Source organism: Bdellovibrio bacteriovorus (assembly GCF_002208115.1).
GTDB lineage: Bacteria > Bdellovibrionota > Bdellovibrionia > Bdellovibrionales > Bdellovibrionaceae > Bdellovibrio > Bdellovibrio bacteriovorus_C.
In genome coordinates this window covers 1739108-1760695 of the sequence record NZ_CP020946.1, presented here as the reverse complement: position 1 = coordinate 1760695, position 21588 = coordinate 1739108, and the positions used below count along the sequence as shown (strand labels likewise).

The window sequence follows — 21588 nt, the reverse complement described above, 5'->3', positions numbered from 1 at the left end:
CTTACACCTTGTGATTCAGATAGAAATAAACTTCCTGCACCAGCAGTTCACCGGACACAGGCTTGGTGATCTGACCGTTGCAACCGGCTTCAAGGCAGCTTTGCAGCTCTTCATGAAGGGCATGGGCCGTCAGGGCGATCACACTGCGGGTGAAGCCCTTCTGGCGAATGCGCTTGGTCGCCTCGCGGCCGTCAAATTTAGGAATCTGAATGTCCATGAGGATCAGATCCGGATTGTAGCGGAAAGCCTGATCCACGGCTTTTTCACCGTCGTCAGCAATCATCACGTCCGCGCCGGCACTGCGCAGGAAGTGTTCAAAGATCTCCTGATTGTCCTCTGAATCCTCAACCAGCAGAATGCGCGATCCGGCCAGCAGATTCTTCAGATCCAGCGCCCCCCAGTCGATTTCACGCTTTGGACCGTCATCCAGCGCGCTTTCCACTTTCACCACATTCTTTTCCGGTCGGACGTTGAAAGATTTCTTTTCCAGATCCTTCAAAGGAATGCGCAGACAGAAGGTCGAGCCCTTGCCGACAGAGGATTCCTGCAGGAACAAATCCCCGCCCAAAAGCTCTGCCAGACGCTTGGAAAGGGCCAGCCCCAACCCGGTCCCGCCATACTTGCGAGTCGTGGAAACATCCGCCTGAGAGAACGGCTTAAACAGCATCTCCCGGCCCTTTTCACTGATACCAACACCGCTGTCCTGAACCTGAAATTCCAGGAACTGCTCGCCGTTATCATTGCTATAGGTTTTATACAGCAGCTTCACACCGCCTTTTTCGGTGAACTTGATGGCATTACCGACCACATTGACCAAAATCTGCTTCAGGCGCACATCATCAGTCACAACCAGCGACGGCACATTGCTGAGCTTCGCCGTGCTGAACTGGATTTTCTTATCAGAAGCGCGCACTTCCATGATGGATTTGATTTCCTGAATCAGGTTTTCCAGATTCACCTGAGCCATTTCAAAGTGCAGCTTGCCGGCCTCCACTTTTGAAATATCCAGAATATCATCGATCAGCCGCGCCAGCTCTTTGCCGTTGCGCTTGATGCTTTTAACAATCTGCTCCTTATCCTCGGATTCAAGCTCATCATCAGCCAGAATTTCGGAATAGCCGACAATCACCCCCAGCGGAGTGCGGATCTCGTGACTCATATTGGCCAGGAAGGAGCTCTTCATAAAGTTTGCATCCTCTGCGCGACGAAGCAAAATGGCCTTATCATAGGACATCGTGAACTGTCCGACCACCCGCTGTACAGCATAGGATTTCATCTCGGAGTCCAGCAGATTTTTCGGGCCCTTCAGGATCATCAGCACCGAAGTCTCTTTGCCGGATTCGTGCATGACTGTTCGACTCATGTAATAAGATGACTGATCCAGGACTTTTCGCACTTCCGGCGCCACGAGCGCCAGGGCTTTCTGTGCCGCCTCCGCGTGCCCCTGAGTTGCCAGAACCTCCTCGCCCAAATGCTCGTCAAATTCGTTTGGGATGTCCAAAACATCAGGGAATACATTCAGCTTTTTCTGAAAACGCTTTTCGTAAGGACCTTTTTGCTCGCGAACAAAGACGACACAGTCTTCAATGCCAAAAACAGACTCCATGTGCTTGCAGAACTTTTCAAACAACGAGCTTCCCTCGATCGCCGAGGAAAGGTCGGCCTTGACGGTGTTCAGCTTTCTGAACATGGCAATATCCTCGGACTTGTTTTTGGAAAGCTGGGACAACGAGGCCTTGTGACGCTCACTGAACTTCAGGAACTGCTGCGTTGACCACAGAGCCAGGAAGATCACCGACAACATCACCAGCGTCACGAATGCAAAAAGAATCGGCACATAGCGCTCATACCAGTTAAAGAAATGCGGCAAGGGCTCAAAATGGATTGTCCAGGTTTTATCAAAGACCTTGATTTCCCGGCTGACTGAAATGTCAGACAGGACCTTGGCTTCCGATTTCGAGGGAAAGCGTTCATAGATGGGAATGGTGCGACCCATCTTCTGATCATAGATGGTGATCTTATAGTTGACCTTTTCATCGTAGAACTGCGGCACGCCAAACGCCCCGTTAAAGAAACGATTGATACGCACTACGGAATAGACGAAACCCAGCAGCATATTTTTGGGCTCCACCTCGCCGGACACATCGATGGTCTTGGTCACGGGCAAATAAATCAGGAAGCCCTTTTGAAATTCCTCCTGATCATCCTGCACCAGCACCACGGGATCAGATACAGCCATCAAATTCCCCAACAGAGCCTTGTCCATGGCCGACTGGCGGGTCAGATCGGAATACATATCAAAGCCCATGGCTTTTTTATTACGCCAGTCCTGGGGCTGAATCAGAGTGATGGAGGTATAAAGAGGGCGCTCCCCTTCAGGCCAGAATTTAAAATCAACAAATCCCTGATCCCGCATGGCACGCTCAAGATTCGCGACACCGTCTTTTTCAACTTTCTGCGCAAACCCGATCCCCTGAAGTCCCGGGAAACGTCGAAGCACCTGGGAGGAGTCCACATAGTCCTGATATTCCTTGGCTGTGGGAATGCCCGCCAACTGGAAGAACGCACGCGTGTCCATCAACGACTGGCCATAGCCGAAGAACTCGCGGTTGATAACCGCCTGAACACTTCCTATTTCTGAATCCAGACGTGCATTCCATTCTTTTTCAAGATGCACTTTGACCATCCACCAGCTCAGGACGCTGACAGAGATGATAATCAACAGAACAAGAAAGACATTCCATTCATGTGACAGAACGAACAACCGCTTTAGTCTTTTCACAAAAACCCTTCTCTCCCAGGATTTATGATTTATTCAGTCTTAATTCATTCTTAGGTGAAGAAAGCTCTCACCGCAAGAAAAAGAGACTAATATTATTGTAGAAATGCATGGGGGTCTTTCTCCAGTCGCCTGGGTCATTTTGCCCCGTAAAATCATCCAAATTCTGCCAGATGAAATATATGCGTTTTCACACGGGGCCCATCGCTTGCATTACTGAGTTAGCATGAACGATGTAACGGCAAATAGCCCTGATCAACAGCTTCACTTGCGCTTTCATACCACAGAGCCCATGCACTTCTCCCAGGGTGGTCTCTATGGTGAGAAAGATCAGTCTGGCGATCTTCACTCCTATTATATAGGAGGCGGCATTTACGCTGTATCCATTCAAATACCCTTCCCTCCAGTGAGGGGGCCTGAGCAAGAGGCCCTCTCACCCCTCCTCCCGTCGGAGTCTCATTTTGAGAGGAAGGAACTTAACACTGTCAGTAAATTCTAGACACCTGTTCACGCACTTTTTCTGAAGAGCCCTTCTGCGCTGGTTGGCGTTGGCTTCATGCTTGCTTTAGGGAATCTGAACAAGGGGGAACCTAAGAATGATGAACACACAAATCTTTATCACCGGAACAAACCGCATTCCTGCACAACTGAAAAATGAAAAAAATTTCGATTGCACACTGATCGACAATCCCTATTCATTGCGCCCGCTTTTGCAAAATAACGACGTCGAAAAAATCATCATCGTCTTTTTGCCTTTTCTGGAGATCCGGCACTTTGATCTTTACAGCTATCTGCAAAAAACCACACGCAATGTGAAGACTTTCTTCGTGGTCAATGAACTTTCAAGTTCGATGAAAATCCGCCTGAAGTCCCGCAATGATTTCGTGGTGCTATGGAAAACGGAAGAAGCCAACCTGCTGAAAGACATTCAGGCATACCTGAGTGGCCGCCCGCTGGAGCTTCGCCAGGACAAGCGGGAAATGCAGGAAAGCCGGGCCATGGTCAGCCCTTCCATGCTGCCGGCGGGAATGGAAAACCGCGGCTTTCAACCCATCATGGGAGGTGCCTTTGAGAACATTTCACTTAACGGCTCTTGCCTTAAGATTAAGGCTCCATTCTATACGAAGAAAGACTTTGTCAACCTCACCTACCAGAACAAGGAAGGTGAATATGTCAGCGTCGAAGGACAAGTCCGCTGGTCGCGCTGGAACGAGACTGAGCAGGCTCAGGAGCTGGGCGTTCAGTTTCTTACCCAAGCCTGACACTGACGCTATGCCTTGATAACAGTGCCTGTTGCCTCCCCCTCTAAACTGTGCGTTGATTGAGAGGCGGAGGCCTTTATGAAAACATTGATCATTGCAGTATTTGCAATTCTTATATCACAGTCTGTTTTTGCCAAAACCATCCAGGTTACCGGTCGCGGATCCGAGTACTCTTACTGCAATGCCAACAGCGGCAGTTTCTGTTTTAACAACATCAAACAGCGTTCTGAAGATGAAGCCGAACGCGACGCCCGCTGGACTTGCGAGATGACTCATCGCGGGCGCTCACTGACTTACACCACTTTCACCAACACCTTCTGCAGTCCGAATTATCTGCCACCCCGACATGATGGCACCTGGGTCAATTGTCGCAGTGATGCGCGCATGCAGTGCGAGGTTCAAAACTAAATGTCCGACAATATTTTCAGCAAAGCCCCTGACGTGATGTATTCAGAGCCGGCGGTCGATTGTGACTTTGGTGAATTCACGAAAGTCGTCGAAAGCCGCCGTTCTGTCCGCCACTATACCAATGAACCGATTCCGGATTCTGTTGTTGAAGAATGCCTGCGTCTGGGTCTGCTGGCACCCAATTCATCCAATCTGCAGCCGTGGGAGTTTTACTGGGTAAAAAGCCCCGATAAACTTCAGCGTCTGAAAGAGTTCTGCCTGAATCAGCCTGCCGCACGCACTGCCCCGACGCTGATTGCCTGCGTTGCCCGTCCTGATCAGTGGCAGCGCGGTCAGAAGATCAACCAGATCTATTTTTCCAATCGTCAGGATACTCCGAAAAGTGTTCATGCCTATTACAACAAGCTGGTGCCTTTCGTGTACGGCAACGGTCCGCTGAATATTCTGGCGCCATTTAAAAGTCTTGCCGTGTTTTTCCTGGGAATGTTCAGAGTGATCCCGCGCGGCCCCTTTGGTCGCAGCGGCAATTTACTGTGGGCCACGAAGACCACGGCCCTGGCCTGTGAAAACCTGATGCTGGCTTTCCGCGCTGCCGGATACGACAGTTGCCCGATGGAGGGCTTTGACGAAGTTCGCGTGAAAAAGCTGCTGGCCCTGCCGTCCGGAGCCGCCGTCACCATGATCATCAGTGCGGGAAAAAGATCAGAAAAAGGCATCTATGCTGAACGTATTCGCGGCAGCCAGGATTTATTTATCAAGAAAGTGTAGGACGTTATGCTGAATTCTTTTAAAGACAAACCTCAAGCTGTGCACTGGATTTTATTGATACTTCTTCTGGCGGCATTTCTTTTCATCAATGTTCCATTTCTGATGCCATTGACCCTGGCGGGCGTCTTTGCGCTGGGGCTGAATGACTGGATAGAAAAACTCAGCGCCAAAGGGCGTCTGGGGCGTAAATCCTGGTCACTGATCTTTATGCTTTTGGGAATGGGCCTGTTCCTGATCCCGCTGTCTTTGGCCATCTACCGCATTGTCGTCTATGCCAGCCAGCCCAAGGACATTGAAACCGACAAGATTCTGTCCCAGGCCCACAATCTGAAAAACTATGCCTTGAATCTGCTGCAGAAGCTTTCTGATTTCACCGGAACGGATCTGGCAGGCCCTGCCCGCGAGGTCATGGAAAATGTTCTGCACAAAATCGGCAGCGGCGCCCTGGAATATTCCACCCAGTTCCTGGGCCAGCTTCCGGCGATTCTGCTTATGATCTTTGTGTTCCTGATTGCCATGACGGTCATGCTGATCAAAGCGCCGGGCATCAAAGCCTTCACTTTGCGCTACAGCCCGTTGAAAGCTGAAACAACCGAAAAGCTGATTGTGATCACCAAAAAAAGCTGCTGGGTCACTTTGTTTTCAACTCTGGTGATTGGTCTGATTCAGGCAAGCCTTATTGGTGCCGGCAGTCTGATTTTTGGTGAGGGTGATTTCTGGCTGGTTCTGACTGTGACCTTCTTTGTGTCCTTCATTCCTGTGATCGGCGCCGCGCCCGTGGGATATTTACTTTGCGTGCTGGCCTTTATCGGGGACCGCACCGGCGCCGCGGTGGGGCTTTTCATCGTGGCAACCATCGCCGGCAGTATCGATAATATTCTGAAGCCCTTCATCGTGGGCGGTGATCAGGACATCTCTCCGGTAATTGGATTTACGTGTGTGGTTGGAGCCATCATCATGATGGGGCTGCCGGGCTTGCTGATTGGACCGGTGATCATGAATCTCTTTGTCGGCATTTCGCCGATCCTGCTGAAAGAGACATAAAAAAAGCCTCCCGCTGGGAGGCTTTTTACTTTTACAACTTTCTGATAACGGACTTGAAGAAATCGTTTCCTTTGTCATCAACGATGATAAAGGCCGGGAAGTCTTTGACTTCGATCTTCCACACGGACTCCATGCCCAGCTCCGGGAAATCAAGCACTTCCACTTTCGTGATGCACTCTTTGCCCAGACGGGCCGCCGGACCACCGATAGATCCCAGATAGAAGCCCCCGTACTGCTTGCACGCTTCCGTGACCTGCGGGCTGCGGTTTCCTTTACCCAGCATGATCATGGAACCACCCAAAGCCTGGAACGTGCCAACATAGGGATCCATGCGCTCACTGGTGGTCGGACCGAAGGAGCCCGAAGCATAGCCTTTTGGTGTTTTCGCCGGACCTGCGTAATAAACCGCATAGTCCTTGAAATACTGAGGCACGCCTTCACCGCGATCGACTTTTTCTTTCAGTTTCGCATGGGCAATATCACGCGCCACGATCATCGGACCGTTTAGCATCACGCGGGTTGCCACTTTCTGCTGCGACAGAACCTTCAACGTTTCCGCCATTGGCTTGTTCAGATCAATTTCAATTGCTTCAGCGCCCGCGTCCTGCAGGTGATTGGGCAGGTATTGTTCCGGGTGAAGCTCCAACTGCTCAAGGAAGATGCCGTCACGGGTGATCTTGCCTTTGATGTTGCGATCCGCAGAACAACTGACCCCCACACCAATCGGGCAGCTTGCACCATGGCGAGGCAGACGGATCACGCGCACGTCGTGCACGAAGTATTTGCCACCGAACTGAGCGCCGATTCCGGTTTCGCGAGCCCACTGCTCAACTTGTTTTTCCATTTCCAGATCACGGTAGGCACGGCCGCCTTCGCTGCCCGTGGTTGGCAGACCATCCAGATAACCCGCAGAGGCGTATTTTACGATCTTCAGCGTTTCTTCGGCAGAAGTTCCGCCCACGCAGAACGCCAGATGATAAGGAGGACATGCGGCTGTGCCCAAAGAGTTCAGCGTTTCGCGCACGAACTTTTCAAAACCCTCAGGATTCAGAACCGCCTTGGTTTTTTGATACAAATAGGATTTGTTCGCACTGCCGCCACCTTTTGCCAGGAACAGGAAGTTGTATTCATCACCCTGCTCGGAATAAATGTCGATCTGTGCCGGCAGATTGCTGCCGGTGTTTTTTTCCTCAAAGAAAGAAATCGGCGCCATCTGAGAGAAGCGCAGGTTTCTTTTTTGATAGGTGTTGTAAATACCCTTGGACAGGAACTCCTTGTCATCAGCACCGGTAAACACGCGCTCGCCTTTTTTTCCAACAACAATCGCTGTTCCGGTATCCTGACAGGACGGGAACTCCATCTGTGCCGCGATCACCGCATTACGCAACAAATCCACCGCCACGAAGCGATCATTTGGGGAAGCCTCAGGGTCCTGCAGAATTTTTTCGAGCTTTTCCAGATGTTTGGGACGCAAGAGATGCGACACATCGCTCAAGGCCTCTTGAGCGAGCAATTCCAGAGCTTCCGGTTCCACGATCAGAACCTCGCGCTCGCCGATCTTTTCCACACGCACGTGATCAGAAGAGATCTTTTTATATTGGGTAGTATCTTTTTGTTTTTCGTAGAGGGGGAAATATTTAAATGACATGGGATTGAAAGTAGCATTGCGTCGTGTTCGCGCGCAACCCTCGGTAGGCTGTGTTAGGTGGGCTATTTGGGTGGGACTTTGTGAGCCGCGATTGCGGCGGTTTTCTTGGGACCGGGTCTCTCTTCGCTGGAGAGTGGTCAGGAACCTACCGAGGTTAGAAGGTTTCGTTTGTAACGTCTCCTTCTGAAACACAACATATCGCCCTGGACCTATAAGCACAAAGTCATAATTTTTAGCGCTTCCATAAGTTTTGCTTATGGGTAATTCAGGGGTCCAATTAAACAGATTTGAGAGATTTCATCGTGAAGTTTTTGCAGCGTATCACAGAGAGGGGAAAATAAAATCCCACTCTGGAACCAGTTTCCCGGCGCCCTGACACAATCTTGAAATAACTTCGGAGGAATTGAAGGCTCTTTAGATTGCAAAGTGGCTCATTTTCCTTTAGCTTCCTCGAAATTTTACCGGAGGTTCCATGGCTTTACTACTCGTCAGCGCCTGTCTGTTCGCGGTTATTTTCTTGTACTTCAAGAACAACCCGCTGGGACATTCACGCAAGTTCATGATTCGTCGTTTCGTAAACTGGTTCCCTCTGGGTATGACCTATGCCTTCCTGTACATGGCACGTTACAACCTGAACGTTTCCAAGAACGCTCTGGGCGACCTGATGACCAAAGAACAATTTGGTATCATCTTCGCCGCCGGTACAATCACCTACGGGTTCTCTTTCCTTCTGAATGGTCCGATCGTTGATAAGATCGGCGGTAAAAAAGGTATCATCATCGCGGCTCTGGGCTCTTCCATCATGAATATGCTGATGGCGGGTGCAACCTATCTGTATCTGATGGGCACTTTGAAAACCAACATCGTGGTGGCGTACTCTGTATTGTTTGCGCTGAACATGTTCTTCCAGTCTTACGGTGCGGTTTCTATCATCAAGGTCAAAGCATACTGGTTCCACGTGCGTGAGCGCGGTGTCTTCGGTGCGATCTTCGGCACTTTGATCTCTTTCGGGGTTTACTTTGCCTTCGACTGGGGTCAGGCGATCGTTGAGGCATCCAAACTGCAACTGGGCCACGAACCAACAGCCTTCCAAAGCTTCATCCGTCACATCTTTGCCATCGATACGGGCGTAACCAACGCAACGTGGCTGGTGTTTGCGATCCCGGCCTTCCTGCTTCTGTGCTGGTCCCTGATCGACTTCGTTTTGCTAAAAGACTCCCCGGCAGAAGCGAACTTCGGCGACTTCGACACGGCAGATGCTTCTTCTGACTACGATGATTCCAACGTTAAAATCACTATTGGCTTCATGCTGAAAAAGATCTTCACAAATCCTGTGATGATCACAATCGCCCTGGTGGACTTCACTTCCGGCGTTCTGCGTAACGGCATCATGCAGTGGTATCTGGTATTTGCGCACGAAATGAAAGACAAAGATGCCGTGTTCTTTGAAGGCTCTCAGTTCTTCATCAAAAACTGGGGTCTGTTGCTTTGCATGACTGGTATCTTTGGTGGTTTCATGGCGGGGATTATCTCTGACCGCTTCTTCCAGTCCCGTCGCGGTCCTCCAGCCGCGATCAACAACTTCATCATGATCATCCTTTTGATCATCATGGCGTTCAGCCTGTTCTCCAACCCCACTGTGCTGGGTCTGGCAGCCATCATGATCACCCTGACAGTTATCGGCGTTCACTCATTGATGTCCGGTACTGCGGCGGCTGACTTCGGCGGTAAAAAAATGACGGCTACTGCTTCCGGTATCGTGGATGGTTGCGTGTATCTGGGATCTGGTATCCAGTCCCTGGCAATCGGTTATCTTTCCCACAAGAGCTGGGCTTACTGGCCATTGTTCCTGATCCCGTTTGCGGTGATGGGTCTTCTTCTTTCCTTGCGCATGTGGAATGAACTTCCGAAAGCGACCAAGAAATACATCGAAGAGATCGAAAAGGCCGAAGAAAAAGCTCAGAAGCTTGGCACCACAACAGTGGGCAGCTCTGATCCGGCTCCGTCCACATAAGACCTTTCCGGTTTAATTTAAAAAGCCTGCCCTTCCCGGCAGGCTTTTTTCGTTTTAAGCCCTGTCACCTGCCACACTGATTCCCGACATGCTCTAAGGCGAGTTCTTTATTGCGCCTCCCCTTCACGGCACAATAGGGGCCGGGAGGTTCTATGAGAATCATCTGGGCTTTAGATGCATTTGAAGACAACAAAGAACTCAACCAGCGTATGGCGGACTATCTGACCAGCCTGCATCACACTTTGCTCGCAGAAATAGAGCCCCTGTACCTTCTGCGTGAAAACGAAATCGTGCTGCCGACCTATGAAGTCCCAGCCTGGGTCACGGATCATTCCAAGACCGCCGAATCGCTCTTTAAAGAAGTTCTGGCGGATTATAATCTTCCCTTCTTGCTCGCCCCCAAGGTCATCCCGCACGCCTCACAGTCGCACGCTGGGGCTGCAGAAACCCTGTCCCATTATGCCCTGCGCACCGGAACCGACCTGATCGTTGTCGGCAGCCATGGACGCGAGGGATTCCAGCGTTTTATTCTGGGAAGCTTCGCCGAAAGCCTGCTTTTGCAAAGCGAAGTCCCGGTCTGCGTCGTGGGGGCCCACACCACCAAAACCCGCTCACCTAAGAACATCCTGTTCCCGACCGAATTTGGGGAGCATTCCAAGGACAACTTCCGTCACGTTTTGGAATTGGCGAAAAACCTGAAATCCAGTGTGACCCTGTTGCACGCGATTGCCCGCCCGATTGAAAGCCTTTTTGATCTGGACACCCGTCCGCGAATTTATAATTTCAAAGGGCAGATGCTGACGCTGGATCAAATCATCGAGCACACCATCGAAGAACAATCCCACCGCGCTCAGCACTGGGTCGATTGGGCCCACAAAGAAGGCGTCGAAGCGCAATTCATTATTGATAATTCTTTCCGTGGCGTGGATGAACTGGTGATGGAGGCCATTGACAGCACCGAAGCAGATCTTGTGGTGATGGAAGCTCAAAGCGGCCCGATGAGCGCCGCTTTGCTGGGAAGTTACACCCGCAACGTCGTTCGCAAGGCCCATTGCCCGGTGTACGTGCTGACCCGCCACTTCTATGACAAGAAAGAGGACCGCTTTGTCGAGCCGTCCCCTTAGTTGCGCACCTGGGATGGGCGCATGGATTCTGGAAGTTTCTTATAAATATTATTCAAATGAGTTTTCAACGTCGCCTTGGAGATGAAAAGCTTCTCGGCGATGTTGGCGTTGGTCATACCCTGAAGAACCATCTGCATGATACGGATTTCACTTTTGGTCAGACCTTTTTCGCGGAAGTAGGCTTCCTGTTTCTGGAACTTTTCTTCGCTTTCATCCAGTGGATAAAGCATGGTGGTGATCTTGTCGCCGTCATTCACGATCAGCGCATCCACTTTGTGACCTTCAATTTCAGTGGCTTTAAAAAGTTTCATGCCTTCAGAGATGGCCGAACACTCTTCGATCTTCTTGTACAGAGTCATGCATGTCTTGGAGCACTGCTGCCCCAGCATATTGCCACAAGTGCGGATGCTGTTTCCATTCTGATAAAGAACTCGTTTGTCCTGATCCTTCACGCACAAACCCAGCTTGGTTCCCAGATTTGCAAAGTGCTTTAAATCATTCTGGCCATCCACACACCACCTCCATCCATTTCATAGTCGCCGAAAGCCGCTCTGCAAAACATGATGCCCATCATAGGACCCAAAATAATTAAAGACCTCTCGCAATCCAGATGCTTTGCAAAACTAATTAAGACTCGTAACTTCGTATACTTAGCAGCCTTACTAATGGTGGTTTAAAATGTGAGGTCGATCGCCTCCATGAGCATTGCGCGCAGCGATGAACGGCAGGAACAAAAGCAACGTATTGGATCCCCAATCCTGCTTTCAAATGAACTTTTCGGTGAGTTTCCGCAGCAGATCTCAAAAGTTTCATTCACAAAGTTAGAAGGAATATTTAAAAACAGCTCGTAGAAAACACGTATTTCGACATAAACATAATTAAAAGCTCTTATTTCTACTGTTTTTTGATTACGATAGAGCAATACTTCTAATGTTTAGGGGTATAGGATCAGAATAAGACGATAGTTTTAATTTTATGTTAAGAACCGGTAAAGATGTACCTCTAGGGAGGACGTCGGTACCGCTAAATGATACTTAGGGAACTAGTATTGAATTATAAACCCTCTTGGCCGAATATGAACCTGAGCCAAGTTTATAACCTCAAAAAGGAGGAAATTATGGGTGCAGCTCCACAAACTCACACAAGTCCTGAAAAGAAGTACATGCTGAAAATCCCCGTCCAGAAACGTTCCAAAGAGACGGTGGCTAGCATTGTAGAATCCTGCGCACGCCTTCTGGTTCAAGAGCCCTACCACGCTATCACTACTGACAAGATCGCCGAAATGGCGGGCGTCAGCATCGGGTCTCTGTATCAGTTCTTTGCCAACAAAGAAGCCATTGTGGCTGCGGTGATCGACGATCTTCTGCAGAAAGATCTGGCATATATTGAAGAGAAACTGGCTCATCTTCAAACGCCGGACCTGGATGCCAAGATCCATGCCTTCATCGACATTGGATTTACGCGCTTCCACGACAACCGCCCACTAAGAACGGCCCTGCAAGGCGTTCAGGGTATGCTGGATTACTGGGAAACACGCCGCGTGTTCTTTGAACACTATCAAAAAGCGGTTCTGGCACACATGCCGGCTTACCAGGGGCGTGACCGCGACATGATGGCCCTTTTCGTGGTCAGTTGCTTTAACAACATCCTGCAACTGGGATTGTTGGGACCGCAAACTGTCGAGCGCGAAGAAGCGATCAAAAAAGAAGTCTTCACTCTGTTCAGCAGATACCTGAAGCCTTAAGAAATTACTTGCGTCCTCCAAGCCTCCCCGTATTCTTTATGAAAGCAGGGAGGCTTTTTTTATGCTCAAAAAGATCAAAACCAGTTTCACCGACACTATGGGCATTAATTATCCCATCATCGCCGCCCCGATGTTTCTGGTAAGCAACACGGACATTGTCGTCGAAGCCAGCGAGGCCGGCGGAATCGGCACCTTCCCTGCACTGAATTATCGTCCGATTGAACAATACGCCGAAGCCCTTAAGAACATCAAAAGCCGCACCAAGAAACCTATTGGCGTGAACGTCATTGTGAACAAAAGCAATACCCGCCAAAACGAAGACATCAAAGTCGCTTTGGATCACGGCGTGGACATGTTCATTACCTCTTTGGGAAGTCCCAAATCTGTAATTCAGGACGCCCACAAAAACGGCGCGAAGGTTTTCTGTGATGTGACGAATCTTGAGCACGCCCTGAAGGTTCAGGACATGGGTGCGGACGGCGTGATTGCCGTGGGCGCAGGCGCTGGCGGCCATGCCGGCCCGATTTCTCCGTTGGTTTTGATTCCGTGGCTTAAGACCCGCCTGCAGATTCCGATCATTGCCGCCGGAGGCATTGCTCACGGCTCGATGATATCCGCATGCCTGGCGCTGGGCGCCTCCGGAGTCAGCGTGGGAACCCGCTTTATCGCCAGCCGCGAAGCACAGGTGGATCAGTCCTACAAAGATGCCATCGTCAAATCCACCCCGGAAGACATCGTGATGACCACGCGGGTGTCAGGCACACCCGCAGCAGTGATCAACACTCCTTATGTACAGAAAATGGGAACTGATTTGCCTTGGGCGATGAAAATCCTGAAAGACTACAAACTGACGAAGAAATACATGGTGCCTTTGATTCATCTGATGGGAATGAAATCCCTGGAAGCGGCTGCCACCAAACCCACTTGGAAAACCGTCTGGACTGCAGGCCAATCCGTCGGTCTGGTGGAGGAAATTCTGACCGTGAAAGAGATCTACGCCAAGCTCATCAACGAATACGATGAGAGCGTAAAAAGCCTTTCCCAGTTAGGCCTTGAGTGATCTGTTTCGGACCGACAGAGTGAGCTCATAAGTCATGATGGGCTCAGTCTCGCTGACGGAAGGAACAATCGCGTAACCTTTCATTTTTCTTTCGATACGATGCGGATTGGTTTTGGATTCTTCGATCAAAGAATTCACCATTTCAACTTCGTCACAGATAAAATGAACATCGCCGTCACCGCGCTTTAGATAGTCGCCCTTGAAATCCTTAAAGACAAAATCAATCTTCTGCTTGCTTTCGGCAATGGCAAACACCGCCGCCGCGGCGATCGAAAGCTCAGCGCCAATCCCCAGGGCGCCAAAGTACATCGAGTTCAGGTGATTCTTCGTGCGGTACCCCAGCGGGATCTTGATCACAAAGCGCTTTTTTCCCGCCTCCACCACACGTGGACTGACAAACAGAACCAAAGGAATTTTGAAAAGACCATAAAGGTGAACGAACAGAGTGTATTTGAGATTTTTCATATTCATATCTTGATAGTAGGACTCCCGCCCAGAGATGGACCAGCGTTTTTCACTGGCGCCTCGACCTTTTGACAAAACGCACCATCAGGAGTGTAATGAAATCAGACAGGAGCTCCGTGAATTTTCCCCTCATTCATGTTCTCATTCCCTCCTTCTCACGGACTCCTGCCCCGTTTATTGACCCCTTGACTATTCGCCTTTAAAGGAGAGGATAGATACAGCAGGGGGTTCTTTTTTAGATATGGAACAAGCTCCACCCAAGACAAAATTTCTGGATCGCTGGACGCCGCGGGTGTTTCGTGAAGCGAAGCAGATATTCCGCGAAAGCGGATTAAAAGGCGTGATCCGCCGTTATGGATGGAAATTCTTTGCGGTCTTTTTCGCGTACTATCTGATTCGGGACATTACTTTGTACATCATTCTGCCATGGTATCTGGCGAAGAACTTGCTTTAAAACTTTACAGATCAATCCCCAAAAGGAAACTGCCCACCAAAGCCACAAACACCGTCAGCGCCATCACCGCCAGGCCCTTGTCCTTTTGCTTCAGGAACAAAATCGCAGTCATCAGGACTCGCACCAAAGGCAGACAGACCAACACCACCAGCCCGAACTGAGCAATCAACAAAGCCCGGTCATTCATCACCAGCGCCCACTGAATATTCTCAACAAAGGGACGAGGTTCATAAACAGTGAAAGACTGCAAATTGTCGCCGTCACGCAACCACATCCACACCCAGCCCGTCAGCAGAAAGATTCCGGCAAACAGTACGCCGCCACGAAGGATCTGACTGATTGTCAGCTCCAGGTCATGCAAAGAATCTTTGTCAGGTTTTGTTTGCGGCGTTGGCGTCATTTCAACCCCTTGATGATCATCTGAATGGAAACGATGCTTAGAACCACCACGAAGATCTGACGAATGCGCACGGCCGGGATTTTCACCATGGCCTTGGCCCCCACAAAGGATCCCACGATAATTCCCACTGCCACGGGCGCCGCGATTTCAGGACGGATGTCCCCGCGCAAAAGATACGCCCCGGCGCTGGCAGAGGCCGTCACGCCAATCATAAAATTGGACGTCGCACTGGAAACTTTGATCGGAAGCTTCATCGCCCCATCCATGGCCAGAACTTTGAAAATGCCACTGCCGATACCCAAAAGAGCCGACATCACACCCGCACCGAACATGGCAAACAATCCCAGTGGAACATTCTGGACTTTGTATTCAACCAGTCGGTTGTCGCTTTCAGGATAGATACCATCCAGCTTCAGTTTTTCCGCCCAAGGGTGATTGACTGTCGCAATGTGTTCGCCGCGTTTTCGCAGCATCATCAGCGCCGAAAACAGCAAAAAGGTGCCAAACAAAAGGAACAGGAATTGTGCTTTGATAAAGGATGAAATCAAAAAACCAACAATGGCACCGCTGACCGTTCCCACTTCCAGAAACACGGCCAGTCGCAAATTGGTCAAAGAATCTTTCAGATAACTGGCAGCAGCGCCCGAAGACGTCGCCACAATCGAAATAAGACTGGCGGCAATCGCATAGCGAATATCAACGTGGTACACAAGCGTCAGAACCGGCACCACAATAATTCCGCCACCAAGCCCCAAAAGGGCCCCGAGGAATCCGGCGGCCATGGAAGTGATCAGCAGCAGTAACTCAAACATCGTGCCTTACTTTGCGCACTCGTACAGTTTTACCAGACGAGCTCCGAAATAAGTGTCTTTCTTTGTGAACTGCCAAGGCGGATAAGGCAGGAAAACAGCCTCAGCGCACTGACCCGGCTGCGCCACCGCCCACTGACGGTCTTCAGAAGACGCCGTGAAGATTTCGTTTGTTTTAGTGTCCTTAATACCAATAGCGAAAGAGAACACCTGAGAAGTGATGTTACCTTCAGCGCGTGTGACAAGCGCCACAGGAAGCTCCACACGCTCAACACTGGTGATTTCACCAATCACAGTTTTAGAGAAAATCACGCTGTAGTTCGCCAGCACCGCCCACAGAATCAAACCAAGTACAACCAAACCAATAACAAACTTTGTAAACTTCCAAATTGTTGCCATATCCATGGCTTATCGGTAAGTTTTAAACACGTCAACAAAAAGGACCCCCCGTGTTTTCCAAACAAGAAAAACTCCTTCTCGCGATCCTGGCTTCCATTCAGTTCAGCTCCATCGTGGACTTCATGATCATGATGCCGCTGGGACCGCAGTTGATGCGCATGTTTGCGATCAATCCACACCAGTTCGGACTCCTCGTGTCATCGTACACCTTCTTTGCGGGACTGAGCGGCTTTGCCGCCTCTTTTTTCCTGGACAAGTTCGATCGCAAAGCATGCCTGCTGTTTTTCTTTATCGGCTTTTCCGTGGGAACAGTGGCCTGCGGTCTGGCGCCCAATTATGAAATGCTGCTTTTGGCCCGCGGCCTGACCGGCGTCTTTGGCGGTGTGCTGGGATCTTTGGTTCTTTCCATCGTCAGTGATGCGATTTCCTACGAGCGCCGAGGCAGCGCCATGGGCGTGATCATGACTTCGTTTTCCATGGCTTCCATCCTGGGGGTTCCGTTCAGTCTGTATCTGGCAAACCAGTTCAACTGGCACGCCCCGTTCATCTTCCTGGGCTGCACGTCCCTGGCACTTTGTGTGGTGATCTGGTTCAAAGTGCCCGCCATGAGCAAGCACCTTGAAGGCGGCACGAATAAAGAGCCGATGTGGAACACCATCACGCGCATCGCGAGCAACAAAAACCAGCGCCGTGGACTGTATTTCATGTCTTCGGTGATGTTCGGCCATTTTGCCATCATCCCTTTCCTGTCCCCTTCACTGGTTGCGAACGCCGGCTTAAGCGAATCCCAACTGCCACTGATGTACATGATCGGCGGGGCTTTTACGATCTTCAGTTCCCCGTTTATCGGTCGCCTGGCGGATCGCTATGGCAAACACAAAGTTTTCCTGTGGGGTGCCCTGGTGACGCTGATCCCTTACTGGGTGATCACCCATCTGGGACCAAGTCCGCTGTGGGTGGTGCTGGCGATTTGCGCCTTCTTCTTTGTGGTTTCCGGCGGGCGCATGATTCCCGCAACAGCATTGGTTTCTGGTACAGCCCGCCCGCAAAACCGCGGGAGCTTCATGAGTATCGTCAGTTGCGTTCAGCAGTTGTCATCGGCAGTTTCAAGCTATATCGGCGGACTGATCGTCACCACCGGAGCGAACGGACGGCTGGAGCACTACCCGACGGTGGGCTACATCGCCATCGGCTTCACCTTTGTGGCGATCTTCCTGTCCCGTCGTATTGAAGCGGTCGAAGGTGGCGGTCCGGCTCCAGTGGAGCACGTCGCAGAACCAGCCGTTTAGATCATTTCACTTTTTGGCGCAGGGTTTTGGTTTCAGAGTGCTTGCGCTTGGTATCCAGACGCTTGCGCACAGAACTGCGAGAAGGTTTGGTGGCCACCCGTTTTTTGGGAACAAAGAGTGCTTTTCTTAAAAGTGCATGCAGACGCGCAATACACTCAGAACGGTTCTGATCCTGATCGCGATGCACATCACTGCGAATCAGAATATCCCCGTCTTCGGTCAACTGCGCTGCCAGCTTGGCCTGCAGGCGCAGTTTTAATTCTTCACTGATCACCTGGGAGCTCATCAGATTCCAACGCAGGATCGCCGCCGAGTTGGTGCGATTGACGTTCTGCCCGCCGGGTCCGCGAGACCGGGCATAGGTGAAGTCAAGTTCGGCAAAAGGAATCTGAATTTCGATCATGCCTTGGCTGCGCTTTCAAAATCGGCCTGTCCTTCGCCAATCTTTACATCGTTCAGAAACACTTCGTAATCAATAGGGGAAGCCTTCACGACCATGGCACTGACACCGCAGTACTTGGTCATGGACAGCGTCACGGCCTTCATCAACTGCTCGTTTTTCATGTCGCCTTTTACGAGAAATTTCAGTTTCACGCGGTCAAAAATGGACGGATAGCCCGCCGTGGTGTCGGTATCTGCGTCCACGTTGCAGGACTGAAGCCCGACTCTCATTTTTTGCAGAATGGAAACCACGTCCATTCCGGTACACCCGCAGATGCTGGCCAAAAGCAGCTCTTTTGGAGATGGTCCTTGGTCCTTGCCTCCGTCGCTGCGTGAGTCCATAGCAACCTTGTGGTCACGAATCTGTGATTCGAACCCGATTCCTCCAACCCACTTCGTTTGACACGCCATATGACCCATTAAAACCTCCTGCAACGCGCTTTGAGAGGTAGCCTACCGTCCATAACGCCAGAAGTAAAGGCCCCCATTGGCGCGGCAAAGGTTTGCAATGACCTTCCTTTGGGAGGTACAATAACGGGGTTAGGAGTACCCTTATGATTGCAATGATTGCTACAGCCATAATTGGAATTGTCGCCGGTGGTGGTTTGGGCTGGGCCTTGCACAAATTCTTCAGAGCACGCACTTTGCGTCTGGCTCGCGAAGAGGCCCAGGATATTTTGGACGAAGCCAATGAAGTCATCGAACTTCGCAACCTGGAGGAAAAAGAACGCATCCAGGAAATCGAAATGGAATTGTGGACCAAAGTGGAACCCGAGATGCTGAAGTCCGAAGGACGCATCGAGGATCTGCAGGAAGTCGCCAACGAGAAAAAAGCCAAAGCCGACGCCATCGTTCAGGAAGAAAAAAAGAAACTTCAGGATCGCGAAGCGGACGTCAAGGTTCAGGAACAGGCCCTGCGTGGTCAGGAAGCTGAGCTTGGAAAACTCAAGGAAGCGCAAAAAGCCCTGAACCAAGAACTGGTTCAGAAGCTGACAGAGCGCCTGGGAACTTCCGCAGAAGAATTCAAGACCCAGTTGAAAAACCAGATGGAAGAGGAATCCCGCCGTCGTGCCGCGCGCATGATCCAGGAAACCGAAGCTGACACCAAAGAACACGCTGAATCCGAAGCCAAGCGCATTTTGAGCCTGGTGATTGACCGTTTTGCCCGTCCTTACTGCGCCGAGCGCGGTATTGGTGCCGTGAACTTCCCGGATGCCCACATCCGCAAGCTGTTCTGTGATCCGGCGGGCAACAACATCAAGGCCGTGCAGGATGCCTGCGGTTGCGACATCATCGTGGAAGAAGGCATGGAAATGGTCGGCGTTGCCGGCTTTGACCCTGTTCGCCGCGAACTGACCCGCCGTACTTTGGAGCGCATCTTCAAAGAAAAGAAAAACATCAATCCTGATTTCATCAGAAAAATTGCTGAAAACCAGAAAAAGGAACTTTTCAAAAACATCAAACACGATGGCGATTCTTTGGCCAAAGAGTTGAAACTGGAAGGTTTGAACGCCGAGATCCGTCAGATGATGGGTTCTTTGCGCTATCGTTATTCCTTCACTCAGAATCAGTATTTCCACTGCGGTGAAGTGGGCTGGTTGGCGGGCCTGATGGCGGCCGAGCTGGGTATTGACATCAAGAAGGCACGCCGCGTGGGTATGCTTCACGACATCGGTAAATCCATGGACCACACTGTCGAGGGCGGTCACGCCGTGATCGGCGCTGACTTTATCGCGGCACGCGGTGAAGCACCTGACGTTGTTCATGCCGTGAAAGCCCACCACTTTGACGAACAACCCAGCACCGATCATGCGTTCCTGGTGATCGCGGCCGATGCGGTTTCCGGGGCTCGCCCAGGTGCGCGCCGTTCGACAATCGAATCTTACAATCAGAAAGTTTCTGAACTGCAGGATATCGCCCGCAGCTTCTCTGGGGTTACGGACTGCTTCGTATTGAGTGGTGGTCGCGAATGCCGCGTGATGGTGAATGGCAAAAAGGTGGATGACACTCAAGCCATGGATCTTTCGCGCAAAATTGCGGCACGCATCGAAGAAGAGTGCAACTATCCAGGATCAATTAAAGTGGTTGTGGTGCGCGAAACAGTTGTCACCGAGCAAACAAGGAAAGAACTCGCATAAGCAATGTGAGTTCTTTCTGTCTTTAGACAGACCTTCTATTAAAATCCCTTCATGCTAGTTCTTTTAGAAGATTCTCCGATCTACTTCGGTTTCAATTACTGAAGTAGCGACACACAGGGAGAATATTCATGGTCTTAGAAACTAATCTCGAAAAACAACGCACACCTCGCGTTCTGGTGATCGACGATAGCTTGGATTCTGTGAAACTCATGTCACACATCCTTGATCACTACAAATGCGATGTCACGATGGCTTTCGACGGTCAAGATTCCATCCCACTTCTTGCGAACAGACATTTTGATTTGGTGATTTTAGACTGGCAAATGCCACAAATGGGCGGCCGTGACACTTTACTTTTGATGGATCGACTTTTGACTGAAAGGAAGGTTCATAAGATCCGTCGCCCGATTCCGGTTGTGATTTACACCGGCCACAGCGAAGAAGAACTGGATCTGCCACTGGTCAGAAACTTCACCTATATGGGCTTTATCAACAAGCGCCAGGCGTTCAGTTCCATGATGAGATCATTTAATTTTATTTTGCGTTCTATCTAAGGCAACTTAGGAACGTATGCAACGGGGCCGCGGGCATGATGTCCGTGGCCCCTGAACTATCACCTTACGGCTTCGCGCACTGCCCTTGATTCTGACAACGGATCATTTCATAACGATGCTGATGCATCTCTTTCAAAGTGTATTCAAGCTCCACCTCAAACCCCTGGGACGCAGAACCTTTCTGTGCGATAGAGAAGAACTCTTTCACGAAGGCAAACTGCTCTTTATCGAACGTCTGATTCGAAGAGGTCGAACGGAAGAACAATGGTTTTCCGGAACGGTTGTACTTCAAGAAGCGAGCTCTTTGTTCCTGGGCTTTTTGCAAACCGCCGCGAACGTCTTTCCAGCATTTGACTTCAGCGATTTTCAAGACCTTGTTCAGATTGTTATCAAAGATCACCACATCCAGTTCACCAATGATGCGGGAGCCATCGCCGTAGGCAATGCCCACTTCCACTTTATATTGTGGCGCCGGGTACGTGCGCTGCATTTCCAGACGCGCGACTTCTTCACAGATGGCGCCGGAATCTTCATAGCTGCGTGGAATGTCTTTTAGTTCAGAAAAATCCTGAGCCCAGTCTGCAGACGCCGTGGAAACAGACAGCAAAAGACCAAGAATCAACGATACAACTTTCATAGAGCCCCCTCGAGGCCCCTTTTTTGCCGGGTCGCGCCACCAAAAGCAACTACATTGTCCACGAAGTCTTATGACGCATCGCCACCACAAACTCCCCAGCCGAAAACGCAGTGCCCCTTTGCGGGAAGGGCCCGCCCGTTGTACTATCTGA

General features: G+C 50.6%; 22 protein-coding genes. 12 read left to right on the top strand and 10 right to left on the bottom strand.

Translation table 11 applies throughout. From position 1 onward, the window contains the following. Position 1: 1 nt before the first annotated feature. Complete coding sequence (locus B9G79_RS08400; RefSeq protein WP_157678760.1) at positions 2 to 2782, bottom strand: CHASE domain-containing protein; 2781 nt, start codon at positions 2780 to 2782, stop codon at positions 2 to 4. Between the two features lie 593 nt (positions 2783 to 3375). Here B9G79_RS08400 and B9G79_RS08390 point away from each other — a divergent pair. From B9G79_RS08390 to B9G79_RS08375, 4 genes are all read left to right on the top strand, one after another. Beyond that, positions 3376 to 4041, top strand: coding sequence for a PilZ domain-containing protein (locus B9G79_RS08390; protein ID WP_088565120.1), 666 nt, complete (start codon positions 3376 to 3378; stop codon positions 4039 to 4041). 78 nt (positions 4042 to 4119) lie between these two features. Next, positions 4120 to 4449, top strand: coding sequence for a hypothetical protein (locus B9G79_RS08385; protein WP_088565119.1), 330 nt, complete (start codon positions 4120 to 4122; stop codon positions 4447 to 4449). Continuing rightward, entirely contained in the window at positions 4450 to 5217 is a 768-nt protein-coding gene (locus tag B9G79_RS08380) for a nitroreductase family protein (RefSeq protein ID WP_088565118.1), read from the top strand. A gap of 6 nt (positions 5218 to 5223) precedes the next feature. Beyond that, entirely contained in the window at positions 5224 to 6261 is a 1038-nt protein-coding gene (locus tag B9G79_RS08375) for an AI-2E family transporter (protein ID WP_088565117.1), read from the top strand. A gap of 31 nt (positions 6262 to 6292) precedes the next feature. Here B9G79_RS08375 and B9G79_RS08370 read toward each other — a convergent pair whose 3' ends face one another. Beyond that, on the bottom strand, positions 6293 to 7909 hold the full coding sequence (locus B9G79_RS08370) for a fumarate hydratase (RefSeq protein ID WP_088565116.1): 1617 nt from the start codon (positions 7907 to 7909) through the stop codon (positions 6293 to 6295). 472 nt (positions 7910 to 8381) lie between these two features. On the opposite strand from B9G79_RS08370, the gene B9G79_RS08365 reads away from it, so the two are divergent. Both B9G79_RS08365 and B9G79_RS08360 read left to right on the top strand, forming a co-directional pair. Beyond that, positions 8382 to 9923, top strand: a complete 1542-nt coding sequence (locus B9G79_RS08365; protein WP_088565115.1) for an MFS transporter — start codon at positions 8382 to 8384, stop codon at positions 9921 to 9923. A 152-nt stretch (positions 9924 to 10075) separates the two neighbouring features. Beyond that, a complete protein-coding gene (locus B9G79_RS08360) occupies positions 10076 to 11047 on the top strand; it encodes a universal stress protein (protein WP_088565114.1) in 972 nt (323 codons plus the stop codon). On the opposite strand, the gene B9G79_RS08355 is transcribed toward B9G79_RS08360, so the two are convergent. Further along, the gene (locus B9G79_RS08355) at positions 11044 to 11559 is read right to left on the bottom strand and encodes a response regulator transcription factor (RefSeq protein ID WP_088565113.1); all 516 of its coding nucleotides are present in this window, start codon (positions 11557 to 11559) and stop codon (positions 11044 to 11046) included. The genes B9G79_RS08360 and B9G79_RS08355 overlap by 4 nt on opposite strands. 605 nt (positions 11560 to 12164) lie before the next feature. Between B9G79_RS08355 and B9G79_RS08350 the strand changes: the two genes are divergently transcribed. Both B9G79_RS08350 and B9G79_RS08345 read left to right on the top strand, forming a co-directional pair. Then, positions 12165 to 12791: a TetR/AcrR family transcriptional regulator gene (locus B9G79_RS08350; RefSeq protein ID WP_088565112.1), complete on the top strand. Its 627-nt coding sequence runs from the start codon at positions 12165 to 12167 to the stop codon at positions 12789 to 12791. Positions 12792 to 12852: 61 nt separating this feature from the next. Beyond that, the gene (locus B9G79_RS08345) at positions 12853 to 13851 is read left to right on the top strand and encodes an NAD(P)H-dependent flavin oxidoreductase (RefSeq protein WP_088565111.1); all 999 of its coding nucleotides are present in this window, start codon (positions 12853 to 12855) and stop codon (positions 13849 to 13851) included. Here B9G79_RS08345 and B9G79_RS08340 read toward each other — a convergent pair. Beyond that, on the bottom strand, positions 13837 to 14316 hold the full coding sequence (locus B9G79_RS08340; RefSeq protein ID WP_232469281.1) for a DUF4442 domain-containing protein: 480 nt from the start codon (positions 14314 to 14316) through the stop codon (positions 13837 to 13839). The genes B9G79_RS08345 and B9G79_RS08340 overlap by 15 nt on opposite strands. A 241-nt stretch (positions 14317 to 14557) precedes the next feature. Between B9G79_RS08340 and B9G79_RS08335 the strand changes: the two genes are divergently transcribed. Then, positions 14558 to 14770 carry a hypothetical protein gene (locus B9G79_RS08335; RefSeq protein WP_015091248.1) on the top strand — a complete coding sequence of 71 codons (213 nt, stop codon included), beginning with the start codon at positions 14558 to 14560 and terminating at the stop codon, positions 14768 to 14770. A gap of 4 nt (positions 14771 to 14774) precedes the next feature. Here B9G79_RS08335 and B9G79_RS08330 read toward each other — a convergent pair whose 3' ends face one another. From B9G79_RS08330 to B9G79_RS08320, 3 genes are read right to left on the bottom strand one after another with little or no spacing between them, the layout of a single operon-like run. Beyond that, positions 14775 to 15170, bottom strand: a complete 396-nt coding sequence (locus B9G79_RS08330; protein WP_088565109.1) for a DUF1634 domain-containing protein — start codon at positions 15168 to 15170, stop codon at positions 14775 to 14777. Further along, complete coding sequence (locus B9G79_RS08325) at positions 15167 to 15982, bottom strand: sulfite exporter TauE/SafE family protein (protein WP_088565108.1); 816 nt, start codon at positions 15980 to 15982, stop codon at positions 15167 to 15169. Before B9G79_RS08325 ends, B9G79_RS08330 begins: the two co-directional genes overlap by 4 nt. Before the next feature lie 6 nt (positions 15983 to 15988). Next, positions 15989 to 16378 (bottom strand): hypothetical protein, encoded by a 390-nt coding sequence (locus B9G79_RS08320; protein WP_232469280.1) that lies wholly within the window; start codon positions 16376 to 16378, stop codon positions 15989 to 15991. A 50-nt stretch (positions 16379 to 16428) separates the two neighbouring features. Here B9G79_RS08320 and B9G79_RS08315 point away from each other — a divergent pair, with 50 nt between their 5' ends. Then, on the top strand, positions 16429 to 17667 hold the full coding sequence (locus B9G79_RS08315; RefSeq protein WP_088565106.1) for an MFS transporter: 1239 nt from the start codon (positions 16429 to 16431) through the stop codon (positions 17665 to 17667). A gap of 1 nt (position 17668) precedes the next feature. Here the strand turns inward: B9G79_RS08315 and arfB are convergent, their stop codons facing one another. After that, positions 17669 to 18070, bottom strand: a complete 402-nt coding sequence (arfB, locus tag B9G79_RS08310; RefSeq protein WP_088565105.1) for an alternative ribosome rescue aminoacyl-tRNA hydrolase ArfB — start codon at positions 18068 to 18070, stop codon at positions 17669 to 17671. Next, complete coding sequence (locus B9G79_RS08305) at positions 18067 to 18450, bottom strand: OsmC family protein (RefSeq protein ID WP_088566823.1); 384 nt, start codon at positions 18448 to 18450, stop codon at positions 18067 to 18069. The genes arfB and B9G79_RS08305 overlap by 4 nt, the downstream gene beginning before the upstream one ends. 212 nt (positions 18451 to 18662) lie before the next feature. Between B9G79_RS08305 and B9G79_RS08300 the strand changes: the two genes are divergently transcribed. Together B9G79_RS08300 and B9G79_RS08295 are read left to right on the top strand one after the other, a co-directional pair. After that, positions 18663 to 20246, top strand: a complete 1584-nt coding sequence (locus B9G79_RS08300) for an Rnase Y domain-containing protein (RefSeq protein ID WP_088565104.1) — start codon at positions 18663 to 18665, stop codon at positions 20244 to 20246. A 128-nt stretch (positions 20247 to 20374) separates the two neighbouring features. Next, on the top strand, positions 20375 to 20800 hold the full coding sequence (locus B9G79_RS08295; protein WP_011164606.1) for a response regulator: 426 nt from the start codon (positions 20375 to 20377) through the stop codon (positions 20798 to 20800). A 64-nt stretch (positions 20801 to 20864) separates the two neighbouring features. On the opposite strand, the gene B9G79_RS08290 is transcribed toward B9G79_RS08295, so the two are convergent. Beyond that, positions 20865 to 21437, bottom strand: a complete 573-nt coding sequence (locus B9G79_RS08290; RefSeq protein ID WP_088565103.1) for a hypothetical protein — start codon at positions 21435 to 21437, stop codon at positions 20865 to 20867. Positions 21438 to 21588: the final 151 nt, after the last annotated feature.

Excerpts from the sequence above, each read along its gene's own strand:
- B9G79_RS08390 (WP_088565120.1), top strand. The coding sequence starts at position 3,376 with ATGATGAACACACAAATCTTTATCACCGGAACAAACCGCATTCCTGCA.
- B9G79_RS08385 (WP_088565119.1), top strand. The coding sequence starts at position 4,120 with ATGAAAACATTGATCATTGCAGTATTTGCAATTCTTATATCACAGTCT.
- B9G79_RS08380 (WP_088565118.1), top strand. The coding sequence starts at position 4,450 with ATGTCCGACAATATTTTCAGCAAAGCCCCTGACGTGATGTATTCAGAG.
- B9G79_RS08375 (WP_088565117.1), top strand. The coding sequence starts at position 5,224 with ATGCTGAATTCTTTTAAAGACAAACCTCAAGCTGTGCACTGGATTTTA.
- B9G79_RS08370 (WP_088565116.1), bottom strand. The coding sequence starts at position 7,909 with ATGTCATTTAAATATTTCCCCCTCTACGAAAAACAAAAAGATACTACC.
- B9G79_RS08365 (WP_088565115.1), top strand. The coding sequence starts at position 8,382 with ATGGCTTTACTACTCGTCAGCGCCTGTCTGTTCGCGGTTATTTTCTTG.
- B9G79_RS08360 (WP_088565114.1), top strand. The coding sequence starts at position 10,076 with ATGAGAATCATCTGGGCTTTAGATGCATTTGAAGACAACAAAGAACTC.
- B9G79_RS08350 (WP_088565112.1), top strand. The coding sequence starts at position 12,165 with ATGGGTGCAGCTCCACAAACTCACACAAGTCCTGAAAAGAAGTACATG.
- B9G79_RS08345 (WP_088565111.1), top strand. The coding sequence starts at position 12,853 with ATGCTCAAAAAGATCAAAACCAGTTTCACCGACACTATGGGCATTAAT.
- B9G79_RS08340 (WP_232469281.1), bottom strand. The coding sequence starts at position 14,316 with ATGAAAAATCTCAAATACACTCTGTTCGTTCACCTTTATGGTCTTTTC.
- B9G79_RS08335 (WP_015091248.1), top strand. The coding sequence starts at position 14,558 with ATGGAACAAGCTCCACCCAAGACAAAATTTCTGGATCGCTGGACGCCG.
- B9G79_RS08330 (WP_088565109.1), bottom strand. The coding sequence starts at position 15,170 with ATGACGCCAACGCCGCAAACAAAACCTGACAAAGATTCTTTGCATGAC.
- B9G79_RS08325 (WP_088565108.1), bottom strand. The coding sequence starts at position 15,982 with ATGTTTGAGTTACTGCTGCTGATCACTTCCATGGCCGCCGGATTCCTC.
- B9G79_RS08320 (WP_232469280.1), bottom strand. The coding sequence starts at position 16,378 with ATGGCAACAATTTGGAAGTTTACAAAGTTTGTTATTGGTTTGGTTGTA.
- arfB (WP_088565105.1), bottom strand. The coding sequence starts at position 18,070 with ATGATCGAAATTCAGATTCCTTTTGCCGAACTTGACTTCACCTATGCC.
- B9G79_RS08305 (WP_088566823.1), bottom strand. The coding sequence starts at position 18,450 with ATGGACTCACGCAGCGACGGAGGCAAGGACCAAGGACCATCTCCAAAA.
- B9G79_RS08300 (WP_088565104.1), top strand. The coding sequence starts at position 18,663 with ATGATTGCAATGATTGCTACAGCCATAATTGGAATTGTCGCCGGTGGT.
- B9G79_RS08295 (WP_011164606.1), top strand. The coding sequence starts at position 20,375 with ATGGTCTTAGAAACTAATCTCGAAAAACAACGCACACCTCGCGTTCTG.
- B9G79_RS08290 (WP_088565103.1), bottom strand. The coding sequence starts at position 21,437 with ATGAAAGTTGTATCGTTGATTCTTGGTCTTTTGCTGTCTGTTTCCACG.